Consider the following 13,820-nt stretch of genomic DNA (forward strand, 5'->3'; position numbering starts at 1 on the left):
TCCGCGTCACCACGGACACCCTTGCGTTAAGCTAACTGTTACTTCTGCCTTCACAGTTCGGGACTTACACCCTATAGATTACACCCATGCCAGGCGCACTAATAAGGACAGATTTGATCCAAAATATGGTCAAATCTGTCCTTTCAATCATTTTAACTAATTTTTGTTGTTGATAATTCTTCGCATTCACGGAAAGCGTAATGTTTACATCCAATACAACTGTTTCGGTTAACGCATCCTAATGCGCAATTAATGGCATCTCCAGTATGTTCGAAAAAATTATGTTCACCTATTTCATTTGTTAAACCACTTTTATTTAATAATGTTTTCAAACTTGGTTGTACGCCTGTTACAAGCAGTCGTCCACCTTGTGATTTAAAATTGCGAACAATATTTCTCAAATATGCCTCACCAGTTGCATCAATAAATGGCACTTTCCCCATTCGAAGTACAAGAATTTGCGGTTTATAGTGAAGGGACTTTAAAATTCGTTCTTCAAAGGTTTGGGCTGCACCGAAAAACAGTGGACCTTCAATCGTATAAATACTAATTTGAGGACAATCCCGAGATTCACTTACGACATGTGATTGAACTTTTCCGTTATTTTTATGGTCGGGCAATACTTTCGACACTATCAACATGTCGCTCATTCGTTTCACAAATAACAAGATGGCCAACAACAATCCTACAAACACTGCGATTGTTAAACTTGTAAAAACAGTCAGTAAAAACGTAATAATTAATACAAGTGAATCCCCTGATTTTAGTTTTAATACATGAGCAAAATGTTTACGCTCACTCATATTCCATGCAACAACCATTAACACAGGAGCTAAACTTGCTAACGGAATATGCACAGCTAAAGGCGCAAATAACAATAATGTGATGAGAACAAATAGTCCGTGAATAACACCAGACATAGGCGATGTAGCTCCGAACTTAATATTCGTTGCTGTGCGGGCAATTGCACCAGTTGCAGGAATACCACCAAATAGTGGCGTCACCATATTCGCTATACCTTGTCCAATTAATTCACGGTTTGAATTGTGTTTACTATTTGTCATGCCATCAGCAACTACTGCAGATAACAATGACTCGATTGCACCTAACATGGCGATGACAAAAGCTGGCCCCAACAAGGACACCAATCGTTCAAGGGAAATTTCCGGTAATTTTAATTGTGGCAATGTGTTAGGAATAGCTCCGTAAGTAGAACCAATGGTAGCCACTTGTCCATTAAAGAAAATAGCAGCAACAACTGACGAAATAACAATGCCCATTAATGGCCCCGGCACTTTTGGCAACACTTTTGGAGTAATGAGGATGATAGCCAAACATAATATTGCAATAAAAATACTATAGACATTCATTGTATTCAAATGAGAGGCGATTTCTCGCATGTTATCAATGAAACGCTCATGCTGCTCCAAACCTTGCAATCCTAGAAAATTAGCAATTTGTCCAGTAAAAATGATTACTGCAATCCCAGCAGTAAAACCGATTGTAACAGGTCTAGGAATATATTGTATAAGCACTCCTAGTCGCAATACACCCATTAATACGAGCATAATTCCCGCCATCAGACCGGCAAGCAGCAAATCTTCATAGCCATATACAAGTACAACGCCTAATAAAATAGGAACAAAAGCACCTGTTGGTCCACCAATTTGATATTTCGATCCCCCAAATAGTGAAATAAGAATCCCCGCAATAATTGCCGTATAAATTCCATACTCTGGCTTCACACCAGAGGCAATCGCAAAAGACATCGCTAAAGGAATAGCGACTATTCCAACAATTGTCCCTGAAACTAAATCTTTTTTAAAAGAATTTAACGAATACCCTTCAAATCTCCCCCGCCAAATTTTACCCACTCTTATCCCTTCTTTAATTTTCTCTTTTATGGCTTTATTAAGTTAATAATATACATTTTTCATATTTTTGTCATATTTTTTATGAAAAATTTAGAACTTTTTTAGTCTCTTAAATTAAGACTATCGAACCCTTTTATTAATAACCATCACAAATTGCAAGAAAACGAAAAAGAGCGAATTGGAAAACTCACCATTCACTCTTTTTAAATCGTCTATTCATTTTGCGTGTATTACTACAAGCTAATATTTCATTCTGCAACAATCCCTTTAATCAAAGAAGGAGCTTCTACTTTTTGATTCGATATGAAGATGTTCGAATATATTCTTTCTTTAATCTCATTGATATTTTCTCGGTTTGAATGAATCGTTGCTAGTGGTTCACCTTTTTCAACATAGTCTCCAACCTTTTTATTTATCACGATTCCAACAGATAAATCAATTTCGGAATCTTTTGTTGCCCTTCCAGCCCCTAAAATCATAGCGGCTACACCGATTTCGTTGGCAATTATTTTTTCTACATAACCTGACTCAGTTGCTGGAATCTCAACTTGAAATTTTGCCTGTGGTAATAAAGTTGGGTCATCCACAATTGATGGATTTCCACCTTGAGAAGCAATAAATGTTTTAAACACTTCCAATGCTTTTCCGTTTGCTAATACATTTTCCACCTTCGTCCTAGCCTCTTTTAGGGTTTGTGCTTTGCCACTAAGATAAACCATTTGTGAGCCAAGGGTTAAACAAAGCTCTTTTACATCTTCCGGGCCATTCCCTTTTAGCACTTCAATTGCTTCTTTTACTTCAAGGGCGTTTCCGACAGCATAGCCGAGCGGTTGACTCATATCGGATAATATGGCAATCGTTCTTCTTCCTAATTGATTGCCGATTTTCACCATTGCATGGGCTAACTTTTCTGCCTCTTCTACTGTTTTCATAAATGCCCCTTCACCGACTTTTACATCTAAAACAATGGCATCAGCACCACTCGCAATTTTTTTGGACATAATGGAACTCGCAATGAGAGGAATACTAGGTACGGTACCTGTCACATCTCTTAAAGCATAGATTTTTTTATCCGCGGGCGTTAAATTTCCGCTTTGACTAACAACTGCCATTTTGATGTTATTGACTTGTTGAATAAACTCCCCGCTAGATAGTTCCACTTTAAAGCCTGGAATAGATTCAAGTTTATCAATCGTTCCACCAGTATGTCCTAACCCGCGCCCACTCATTTTCGCAACTGGAACTCCACAAGCAGCCACCATAGGAGATAAACAAATGGTCACTTTATCTCCAACACCACCTGTAGAATGTTTATCACACTTAATTCCTTGTATGGCGGATAAATCAATGGTATCCCCTGATTCTACCATCGCCATTGTTAAATCTGTTCGTTCCTTTTCTGTCATATCTTGAAAATAAATGGCCATCAGTAAACTTGCAGCTTGATAATCTGGGATTGAACCTTCTGTATATCCTTTTACAAAAAATTGAATTTCTTCCGTTGAAAGCTCCTTACCATCTCTCTTTTTCTCAATAATATCCACCATTCTCATTTGACTCACCCCGTTAAATTAAATTAGACAAAAAGCTCGTACCATTTGCCGGTGCGGGAACGTTAAAGTTTTCAGCAATTGTTGCTGCAATATCCGCAAAAGTCTCTCTCAAACCTAAATCTCCTGTTTCTTTGAATCTTTTCGAATATACGAGCAATGGTACATATTCACGAGTATGGTCTGTTCCTTTAAAGGTTGGATCATTTCCGTGATCTGCCGTAATGATGAATAAATCGTCTTCTTTTAACAACTCGAACACTTCTGGTAATCGCTGATCGAATTCCTCCAACGCTTTTCCATAGCCAATTGGGTCTCGTCGATGTCCATACAACGCATCGAAATCTACTAAATTTAAAAAACTTAATCCGTGGAAATCTCGTTTTAACACTTCTACTAATTTATCCATTCCGTCCATATTATCTTTCGTGCGAATGGCTTCCGTTACTCCTTCACCGTTATAGATATCCGAAATTTTCCCAAGGGCAATCACATCAAAACCATGATCTTTAAGTTCATTCATCGTCGTTCTTCCAAACGGCTTGATTGCATAATCATGTCGATTCGCAGTACGAGAAAAGTTTCCAGGTGTTCCTACAAAAGGTCGAGCAATCACACGCCCAACTAAATACTCCGGCTCTAGAGTTAGATTTCGTGCAATTTCACAAATTTTATAAAGTTCTTCTAATGGGACAATGTCTTCATGAGCAGCAATTTGAAGAACTGGATCAGCGGATGTATAGACAATAATTGCTCCCGTCTCCATATGCTCCTGTCCTAGTTCTTCAATAATGGCGGTTCCGCTTGCAGGTTTATTCCCAATTACTTTCCGACCCGTTTTCTCTTCTAGTTGCTTAATTAGCTCATCTGGGAATCCATTTGGATATACTTTAAAAGGTTGATCTACTCGCAACCCCATAATCTCCCAATGACCGGTCATCGTATCTTTTCCTGCTGAAGCTTCTTGCATCATTCCGTAATAGGCTTTCGGTCTAGAAACCTTTTTTATACCTTTTATTTCTCGGATATTTCCTAAACCTAACGCCTCCATATTGGGCATGCGTAAACCATTCATCTCTTCTGCTATATGACCTAACGTATCGCTTCCAACATCGTCGAATTTTTCTGCATCTGGTGCTTCCCCAATTCCTACTGAATCCAATACGATTAAATGAATTCTTTTAAATGGTTTCATTTTTTTCCTCCTTATCATTGACAATCTACGCACGAGGATGGAATTGCTTATATACTTCTGAAAGTCTTGTTTTACTAATATGTGTATAAATTTGAGTTGTAGAAATGTCCGCATGTCCTAACATTTCTTGTACCGAGCGAAGATCCGCTCCGTTTTCAATTAAATGTGTGGCAAAGCTATGACGTAATGTATGGGGAGTCATTTCCTTTTTTATATTTGCAGCTAAAGCATGCTGTTTCAGTAGTTTCCAACATCCTTGCCGCGTTAAACGTTTTCCTCTACGGTTAATGAAGAACGCATCTGTTTTTGGATAATTCCCTTGCAACAGATGGCGAGCTTGTTGCAAATATGTTTCACATGCATAAAGTGCGCTCTTTCCTAGAGGAACAATTCGCTCTTTTCCACCTTTTCCATAAATGCGCACAAATCCCATCGATAAATGCACATCTTCTAAATTAAGTTCAATACATTCACTAATCCGCATACCCGTACCATAGAGCAATTCAATCATAGCCACATCACGGATGCCTTGGGGTTTTGAACGATCAGGCGCATGTATTAATGCTTCGATTTCTGCAATGGATAACACTTTCGGCAATGTCTTTACAATTTGAGGCATTTCCAAATGTACTGTAGGATCATGATCAGTGATTTTTTCCCTTAATAAAAATTGATGGAATGAACGGATTGATGAAATGTGGCGGGCAATCGTTCGAGAAGATTTGCCATTATCCCTTAAATGCTCCAAATAGACTAGAATTCTAGTACGATCAACATCATTTAACCTCTCTAATTTTTGCCCTTTATGTAAATGTTCAATATAATCTTCTAAATCCCTTCTATAAGATGCTAACGTATTTTCAGAATATTGCCGTTCTACTCTTAGAAAATGGAGATAATCTAGGACGGCTTCTTGCGCTTCTTTCATTTTCTCACCTGTCCCTTCCTTTATATAAAATGATAGAGATTTTTATGAAAGCATACAAGATTTAACATTTTTTTATTAGGAATCAGATGCAAGAAATCCTAAATAATTGATATTCTCTATAATCATCATTTTGCATTTTATTGCGAAAAATCGTGCAAACTTTACAATTCTGCAAGTATTTCAACCGATTTCGCAAGCATTTGAATTTCTAACGATTATTCGACAAAAAATCCCTAAATAGGATTACCTATTTAGGGATTACTCATCTTCATGATCATGTTTTTCTTGGCAACGATGACAAATTCCATGGAATGTGAGACGATGGTCTTTAATTATAAAATTCCATCGCTTTTCTACTACCATTTCTACTTCTTCTAATAAGTCTTCTTGAATTTCATCTACTGAACCACACTCAATACATACTAGGTGATGATGGAAATGTTTTGCACCTTCTTGTCGAAGATCATATCTGGAAACGCCATCTCCAAAATTAATTTTATCGACAATTTTTAGTTCTGTTAATAATTCTAGAGTGCGGTACACGGTAGCTAGACCAATTTCAGGCGCTTTTTCTTTTACTAATAGATATACATCTTCTGCGCTTAAATGATCCTCTTCATGTTCTAATAGTACTGCAACTGTCGCTTCACGCTGTGGCGTCAGTTTATAGCCAGCACTATGTAATTGCTTTTTTATACGATCAATACGGCTTTCCATATGACGCCCTCCTAAACACATTCCATTATAACAAAAGTCTAAAATTAATTACAAGATTAGGGGACTAATTAATGATATATGAAATAACGAACATTTCCCCAACGCACATCACTGTAAAAGCAACCATTAATGTAATAAATAAATGTTTATTAAAAACAAACTTACGATTCGGCCCTACTTTTCTAGTTCCAAATACAGAACATAGCGCTAATAGTAAGATACAATAAATTAGCTGAAATGGAAACCACCAAACACTATAGACAAGAATCGATTCTTGTTGAGTTAACAAAAATACCGATCCGAAACCAAAAAATGTGGCCTTTACAGCTACTACTAGTCTAGCAAAAAAATGGAGATATGGGTGAGTTGTAAAAAATAATACAAATAATCCCCATGCAACAATTGGTAATATCGTTTGCCACATAGTGACATCTGATAGTTCTAACACACGCGGATCCACTAACTTAATAAGATTCATAGACTTGTCCAAAGAAAAAGCTTGGAAACAAATAACCCCACTAACAAAACCTATTGCTAGTAAAAATCCATATTGTATAACTTGTACGGAACGAAACATAAGCATTCTCCTTTCGTTGTTACAGCTTATGCTCGTCCACGGGGTTTATTAGTACGAATTTTAGTAAATTCTATCAAAATTTCGCTCTTCATAATTTTACATTTCGTTTAATTTTACCCAAAGCACGCTAAATGCTGTTTTCGCATCATAGATTTGCTGGTTTTTTACCATTTCTTCCGCTTCTTCTAACGTTACTTCTATGATGGATACAAATTCATCTTCATCCAATTCTCGTTTTTCTTCTATTTTATATAAATCTTTTGCCGCATAAAGATGAATGATTTCATTTGCGAATCCTGGAGATGTTGCAAAAGATTGAATATACGTCAATTGTCTTGCACCATAACCTGTTTCCTCTTCCAATTCTCTTCGTGCACAGACGGCTGGATCTTCTCCTCGTTCCAACTTCCCTGCTGGAATTTCAATTATTGAACGTTCCAACGCTTTTCGATATTGTTCTACTAAAACAATCTTTCCTTCATTGGTAATTGGAATAATCGCAACTGCTCCTGGATGATGAATAATTTCGCGCTTCGACTGCTTTCCATTCGGCAATAATACATCATCTACTTTTAAAGAAACTACTTTCCCTTTGAAAATTTCTGTCGAATGAATCGTTTTTTCTTCAAATTTTTTCATACTAATTCCTCGCTTGTCGTTATTACAGAATTCATTGTACCATTAGTTCTTTAAATGAAAAGTAATTTGTATAACAGAAATCGCCAAAAGCGAATCATTAAATTTTTCCAAGATTCTCTAAAATGGTGAAGATGGTAAAATTTCTGGATGCTATTTTGTTAATAGAACTTGCTTTGTCGCAAATTGATAAAACAGTGATCGTCTTCTAAATCCCACTTTTACAGTAATTTAGGTAGTTTTATACATTCATATGAGTTTTAACAATTGAAAGCCTTAGATTCTATTTTTACATCACTAGAAATCCAAGTTATTCAAAATATGGTAAAATAAAGTATAGGTTTTGTGTAGGAGTGAAAAGTTGGTTAGAAGAAAAGGCATTTATCAAATAAAAATTCGTAATCAACAACTGATTTGTTCATTTTGCCAAAACAATGAATTTACACATCGCGAGGTTTATTTGGATAGAGTAACTTTCAATAAGGATGAAAAAGAGAAACTGACATTGCAATCTTTTACCTGTACATCTTGTGGTGATATTCGATTGTTTCAAGAAAAATTTCGGTATGACCATTCTTTGCAAAAACACATATCGATTATTGAGTACACGGAAGTGATAAAAAATGAGCAGAACAGATGAGTCTTTACGTCCCTTAAAAAGCCGAATTACGATTTTTGATGAGCCAATTATTTGCAGTTTCTGTACCTATGATGTGTTCATTCCTTATGAAGTATATGTAAATGTTGAAGAGCCAGGTATTGGTGTATATCATGTTCGCTACTCAGCCATTTGCCAGCACTGTGGACAAGCAAAAATTTTTAGTGATCCCAGTCACTTTGATGAAAAAACAAAAAATTACATTTGGGCATTGAATCAGTATTTACTTTCCGAAAGAAAATATAAAATTAAAATTATATTTTATATCGGGAAAAAAAGAGAGGATAAATTACAGATATTTTTAGATATGTTACTAGAAAGTCAATTTGAAATTGATAGCATTCTCCGTGAAAAAACAGAAGTTTCCGTACGGGCAAAAATTACTACTATGAATGAACTCCAATGGATTAGGGATACAATTATGAATTCTGCAGGAAAATTATTTATTTCGATTAAGAGTTTAAGCATTAAATAAGATGCTATTAGTGGATTTAACAAAATGACGATGGAGGGATTTTTGTGATACCTATGGCTTCAATAATTCTATATATAGTTAGTTTAATAATTCTTTTTGTTGTTATCGAAACTGCAGTTAGAAGAGGGATTAACAGTTCAATCGTTGGACAAGCAATTGAGAAGAAATTTGGTATTACAGAGGAAAAGAAAAAATCATTTTTTGATAATGATTTAGATGATGAGCGATGATATCTACTTCAACAAATGTAGAAGGGAGAAGTATGATTGAATATTTTGAAAGAAAGTTGAGACTAAAAAGGTTTAGAGGGTGTTTTTTGATATAAATAAATTATATATTTTCTGAATTTTGTTGTAGCCGAAAAGATATATTAAATGAAAGGCACCTCACACTCTATAGGGTCGCCTTCCATTTTTAAGGTTTAGGATTATAATAAGTAATGACTAAAAAAACACCGATACCACCAATCGCAAGGTAGTTGGAACTTCGATTTCTCGCGAAGGCAAAACACTATGAATGAAAAAGATTAATATTTTGAATGTCTTGTTGTTTCATGCCCAATCAAGATAATCTTCCCATTCCACTAATAGCATTTATGATATCTGCAAAGAGAATGGACTGAAATCGAAAAGTTTAACTGCAATATCGAAAATAAAAACAAGAATATCGTTAATCAATGGATTTTATTACAATATTCGAATCATTTTTCTCTTTGTCATATTCAACTGTTACTTCAAGTTCAAAATCAAAATTTTTCTTGTTATCATGCATGGAAAAAAAACAACCGATTCGGATTTTCTAATAATTTTATTGACTCACTACCTTTACTAAAAACAATATCGCTATTCATATCATTGAAAGATACTGCATTAAACATTCCTTCTGTCAGTACAGCAAAATTTGTTTTTAAATCATTCGTGTCAAACACAATGATTAGATCATCAACGCCATCATTTGTTACATCAGACCAAATCTTATTATATACATTAGCGTCTGGAAATCGTGATTGAAATCTTTTATCTAGTTCTTCAGTATCCTTTTCATTATCTAGTTCTTCGTGTATGATTTCTTTTGCATATTCAACCTCACTAACACGATCATCAAAATTCGATTCACAACCTACCAACATCACAATCAATAACAAACTAATATTTAAAAGATATTTCATAACCCCCACCATTCTAAAATTTTGTATATTTTATCATTTTTTATGAAGATTTTGGAGGTAAGTGTTGGATATTTTTCCCATCACCAACGATGCATTTCGTTTACAGACAACGAAAAATACCATTTAATTAGATTTCCGAAAGTCTAAACAATGTTGTAGTCTATAAAACCTTCTAACATTTAATTATAAATTTGTAAAATATACCACAATAGATTGTTGTTTTATTCCAAGTATTGGCATACTCTAAGTCTTGAGCCTTTATCGTGCATTGATAGACATTTTTAAATCAAAATGGAGTTAAAATCGGGTTTAGAGCATAACTTCAAACCCCTACATTCCTTGATATTACTAGATTTTGAGCATGTTTTATGATAATTTTTCTATATCCAATCGTTTGAGTAAATGTAAGAAAGAAAGCGGGGATTCGATGAAAAAACGTAGATTAGGTACAAGTGCTTTTGAAATTTCCGAAATCAGTTTAGGGTGCATGTCCCTTCCAACAAACTTAGAAGAAGCAAAACCAGTAATTGAAACAGCTATCGAATGTGGCATTAATTATTTTGATACAGCTGATTTATATAATAAAGGCATTAATGAAGAAATTGTCGGTGAACTGTTAAAGCCCTATCGAGACCAAGTATTCATTGCTACAAAGGTCGGAAATCGCTGGAATGTTAACGGTGATGGCTGGTATTGGGATGCATCAAAAGAACATATTGAAGAAGGAGTAAAAGAAAGTTTACGCCGATTAAAAACCGATTATATTGATTTATATCAACTTCATGGCGGCACTATCGACGATCCATGGGATGACATCATCGACACTTTTGAGAAATTAAAAAAGGAAGGACTCATTCGGGAGTACGGCATATCTTCCATTCGTCCAAATGTTTTTCAATCCTTTTTTGAACGCAGCCAAGCCGTATCCAATATGATGCAATTTAGCATTTTGGATAGACGACCAGAGGAATGGCTACCTTTCTTTGAAGAAAAAGGCGTTTCGATTGTTACACGAGGTTCCATTGCAAAGGGATTATTGACGGATGAGTGGAAAAAACGAGTGGAAAAAGTCGATTCCTATTTGAATTACTCGAAAGAAGAGCTTGTCTCTATTTTAGAAAAAATTGAATCGCAATACGGATCGGTTCACCCTGCTGCGATTGCTTATAATTTGAGTCAACCTGCTGTAGCATCCATTGTTGTTGGAGCAAGAACAAAGGAACAGCTGCTGATAAATATGAAGGCTTATGAAGAAGCTCAAAACATCACCGACATTTCTTTTATTCAAAGTATTACAAAACAAGAAATATATACTGATCACCGATGAAGAAATATTTGTTTTTCGTCATCACTTCGCTAATCATTTTATATTATCTTTCTAGCATGCCTTATGAACAGCAGACTATTGTTCCTGAATTAAGAGTGCTTCTAAGCAACCAACCTTTTTATGACTTGTTAAGTAAAATTGAAGTAACATATTGGGGGAGAACGATTTCTGTCGAAACCCGTGGATATTATTATTTCGTTGAATTTTTGATTCGTAAAACATTGCATTTTATTGGCTATGGAATCGTTGCCGTGCTCTTATATTTGCTATTTCGTCGATTGAAATGGACATTTGCAGCGGTTATTTCTTGTGTAGTTACATTCTTCATTGCCATGTTAGATGAATATCACCAAACTTTCGTAGATGGACGTACTGGTGTGTTTGATGATGTTTTAATTGATACGGCAGGTGCCATTACTTTTATTTTTTGTCTAAAGATATATTTTTTTATAAAATATTTGTTGAATCGAAAATCTTATTAGATTGCAAAAAAACAACCTAGCTTCTATTTGCTAGGTTGTTTTGCTTTTTATCTATTATCATCTAATTATATATCTGCTCTCTTACTGCTTCTTCCACTTCGCTGAAAGCCCAATGGGTTTTTGGAACATCTGAAAACGTTGGAGTTTCTACATTAGTTAATGGCCCTCGTTTGAAAAGCATGTTTATTACTTTTACCGCTTGAGCTCTTGTTAGTTCCGGGATGATAATACGAGCAGTGTCAAAACCTTGTTAAAAATTCTGCCCTGGTTGGTATTTTCTACTCAAAATTACGTTTGCGAATTCTATTTCGATATAAGATATTGAAAGAAAAATAGTTTATTGATAGAATTTTGAAGTTGTCATCAAAAAAAATGATGATTTTGTTTAAAAAAAGTGATAACTAAGATTAGGAAAGTGCAAATTGTCATTCCTTTCCTAGTTAACGAGTCTTGGGGGCAACAAGATGAAACAGAAAGAATTAAAAAGAGAATTAAAAAACAGGCATGTACAACTAATTGCAATCGGGGGAACAATCGGTACTGGACTGTTTTTAGGATCTGGTGCTGCAATTTCTAAAGCAGGTCCATCCATTTTATTAGTTTATCTTATTGTTGGGACTGCCCTATTTTTTGTGATGCGTTCCCTAGGAGAGATGCTGTTATCCAATGCTGGGTATCAATCCTTTACCGATTTCGCTACAGATTACATAGGTTCTTGGGCAGGGTATGTAACAGGATGGACATATTGGTTCTGCTGGATTATGACAGCGATGGCTGATGTAATTGCCGTTGGTGTGTATGTTCGTTATTGGTTCGATATCCCTCAATGGATTCCAACATTGATTGCGATTATTTTATTGCTCTTATTAAATCTATTAACTGTAAAACTATTTGGAGAGTTGGAATTTTGGTTTGCAATTATTAAAGTAATTACGATTATTGCTTTAATTGTAATCGGTATTTTCTTAATCATTATTGGATTTGAAACGGATACTGGTCATGTGTCAGTAAGCAATATTTGGAGTCATGGTGGAATTTTTCCAAATGGTATGATTGGATTCCTTTTTGCATTCCAGATGGTCGTATTCTCTTTTGTAGGAGTTGAACTTGTGGGGGTAGCAGCAGCGGAGACTTCGAATCCCGAAAAAAATATACCCTCTGCTATCAATAAAATTCCCATTCGTATATTGCTGTTTTATGTAGGAGCAATTTTTGTCATTTTATGCATTAATCCTTGGACTGAATTAAGTGCTACCAATAGCCCGTTTGTACAAGTCTTTACTTTGGCAGGAATTCCACTGGCTAGCGGCATTATCAATTTCGTTGTGTTAACATCAGCCGCTTCTGCCGGAAATAGCGGTTTATTTTCAACAAGCCGGATGATGTACAATTTAAGTAAGAACCATCTAGGGCCAAAATTCCTATCAACATTAAATAAAAACTTTGTCCCTGGAAATGCACTTTTCATTTCTTCCATCGTTGTTTCAATAGGGGCTCTATTAAGTTATATTATTCCAGATACAGCTTTTAGTATTGTCACCACAATTAGTGCTATCTGTTTTATTTGGGTTTGGAGCATTATTTTAATTACTCATATAATTTATTTAAGAAAAAGACCGGATTTACATAAAACATCCATTTTTAAAGCTCCTCTTGCACCATTTGTAAATTATGTTGTGTTGATATTTTTTGTGGCTGTATTAGTCGTGATGTTGATTTCCGAAGAAACAAGAATAGCGGTTTTACTTACTCCGATTTGGTTTATTATTTTGTTTATTACTTACGCCCTTCGCAAGAAAAAATAAGCGCAGGGCGTTTTTTCTGGAAATTCCCTTTTATGTATGTGATACGTAGATTGAGGTATGATGATTGAAGAACTCATTACCGAGACAGAGATACGAATCAATCTTTAAGCACACTAAATGAAAAAAGTGTCGCATTATTTTGCGACACCTTTTTATTAGTACTTAGAGCCTTTATCTCCATACTTTTCAAGCAATTCTGCAAAGCTCATATTTTTCTCCCGCTGTTTTCTTTCAAATTCGAGCTGTGCTTGTCGTTCTTCCTCTTTTCTTTTTTCCTCAGCGGCTAATTCTTTCTTTGCTTCTTTTAATTTTGCGATTAACTCGCTATCTAGTTGATCTTGAAGAGTAATCCCTTCATTTGTTGCTTGATGATTAGTGTTCTTATTCTTTTTAGCCATATTCTCACCTGCTTACTTTTTTGCGGTGGA

The 13,820-nt window shown here is 35.2% G+C and carries 14 protein-coding genes; 5 read left to right on the plus strand and 9 right to left on the minus strand.

Annotation, left to right across the window (positions count from 1 at the left end):
* Positions 1 to 152: 152 nt before the first annotated feature.
* The 7 genes from NST00_RS12490 to NST00_RS12520 all read right to left on the minus strand — a co-directional run bounded on the left by NST00_RS12490 (position 153) and on the right by NST00_RS12520 (position 7,480).
* On the minus strand, positions 153 to 1,874 hold the full coding sequence (locus tag NST00_RS12490; RefSeq protein WP_340710040.1) for a SulP family inorganic anion transporter: 1,722 nt from the start codon (positions 1,872 to 1,874) through the stop codon (positions 153 to 155).
* A 248-nt stretch (positions 1,875 to 2,122) separates the two neighbouring features.
* Positions 2,123 to 3,427 (minus strand): pyrimidine-nucleoside phosphorylase, encoded by a 1,305-nt coding sequence (locus NST00_RS12495; protein WP_340710041.1) that lies wholly within the window; start codon positions 3,425 to 3,427, stop codon positions 2,123 to 2,125.
* 13 nt (positions 3,428 to 3,440) lie between these two features.
* Complete coding sequence (gene deoB / locus NST00_RS12500; RefSeq protein ID WP_168411750.1) at positions 3,441 to 4,619, minus strand: phosphopentomutase; 1,179 nt, start codon at positions 4,617 to 4,619, stop codon at positions 3,441 to 3,443.
* Between the two features lie 25 nt (positions 4,620 to 4,644).
* On the minus strand, positions 4,645 to 5,547 hold the full coding sequence (gene xerD / locus NST00_RS12505; protein ID WP_168411749.1) for a site-specific tyrosine recombinase XerD: 903 nt from the start codon (positions 5,545 to 5,547) through the stop codon (positions 4,645 to 4,647).
* A 258-nt stretch (positions 5,548 to 5,805) separates the two neighbouring features.
* Positions 5,806 to 6,264 carry a ferric iron uptake transcriptional regulator gene (fur, locus tag NST00_RS12510; RefSeq protein ID WP_016836900.1) on the minus strand — a complete coding sequence of 153 codons (459 nt, stop codon included), beginning with the start codon at positions 6,262 to 6,264 and terminating at the stop codon, positions 5,806 to 5,808.
* Positions 6,265 to 6,328: 64 nt separating this feature from the next.
* On the minus strand, positions 6,329 to 6,841 hold the full coding sequence (locus NST00_RS12515) for a hypothetical protein (RefSeq protein WP_016836899.1): 513 nt from the start codon (positions 6,839 to 6,841) through the stop codon (positions 6,329 to 6,331).
* Positions 6,842 to 6,937: 96 nt separating this feature from the next.
* Positions 6,938 to 7,480, minus strand: a complete 543-nt coding sequence (locus NST00_RS12520) for an NUDIX domain-containing protein (protein WP_168411748.1) — start codon at positions 7,478 to 7,480, stop codon at positions 6,938 to 6,940.
* A gap of 620 nt (positions 7,481 to 8,100) precedes the next feature.
* On the opposite strand from NST00_RS12520, the gene NST00_RS12525 reads away from it, so the two are divergent.
* Both NST00_RS12525 and NST00_RS12530 read left to right on the plus strand, forming a co-directional pair.
* Positions 8,101 to 8,610, plus strand: coding sequence for a hypothetical protein (locus NST00_RS12525; protein WP_340710042.1), 510 nt, complete (start codon positions 8,101 to 8,103; stop codon positions 8,608 to 8,610).
* Positions 8,611 to 8,654: 44 nt separating this feature from the next.
* Complete coding sequence (locus NST00_RS12530; RefSeq protein WP_016836895.1) at positions 8,655 to 8,840, plus strand: hypothetical protein; 186 nt, start codon at positions 8,655 to 8,657, stop codon at positions 8,838 to 8,840.
* A gap of 533 nt (positions 8,841 to 9,373) precedes the next feature.
* On the opposite strand, the gene NST00_RS12535 is transcribed toward NST00_RS12530, so the two are convergent.
* Positions 9,374 to 9,778, minus strand: a complete 405-nt coding sequence (locus NST00_RS12535) for a hypothetical protein (protein WP_016836893.1) — start codon at positions 9,776 to 9,778, stop codon at positions 9,374 to 9,376.
* Positions 9,779 to 10,205: 427 nt separating this feature from the next.
* Here NST00_RS12535 and NST00_RS12540 point away from each other — a divergent pair, with 427 nt between their 5' ends.
* From NST00_RS12540 to NST00_RS12550, 3 genes are all read left to right on the plus strand, one after another.
* Positions 10,206 to 11,105: an aldo/keto reductase gene (locus NST00_RS12540; protein ID WP_340710043.1), complete on the plus strand. Its 900-nt coding sequence runs from the start codon at positions 10,206 to 10,208 to the stop codon at positions 11,103 to 11,105.
* Positions 11,102 to 11,587, plus strand: coding sequence for a VanZ family protein (locus NST00_RS12545; RefSeq protein ID WP_340710044.1), 486 nt, complete (start codon positions 11,102 to 11,104; stop codon positions 11,585 to 11,587). The genes NST00_RS12540 and NST00_RS12545 overlap by 4 nt, the downstream gene beginning before the upstream one ends.
* A gap of 464 nt (positions 11,588 to 12,051) precedes the next feature.
* Positions 12,052 to 13,392: an amino acid permease gene (locus NST00_RS12550; RefSeq protein WP_168411743.1), complete on the plus strand. Its 1,341-nt coding sequence runs from the start codon at positions 12,052 to 12,054 to the stop codon at positions 13,390 to 13,392.
* Positions 13,393 to 13,547: 155 nt separating this feature from the next.
* On the opposite strand, the gene NST00_RS12555 is transcribed toward NST00_RS12550, so the two are convergent.
* The gene (locus NST00_RS12555; protein WP_016836889.1) at positions 13,548 to 13,790 is read right to left on the minus strand and encodes a YqkE family protein; all 243 of its coding nucleotides are present in this window, start codon (positions 13,788 to 13,790) and stop codon (positions 13,548 to 13,550) included.
* Positions 13,791 to 13,820 lie beyond the last annotated feature (30 nt).

The organism is Ureibacillus sp. FSL K6-0165 (genome assembly GCF_038004285.1).
Lineage (GTDB): Bacteria > Bacillota > Bacilli > Bacillales_A > Planococcaceae > Ureibacillus > Ureibacillus thermosphaericus.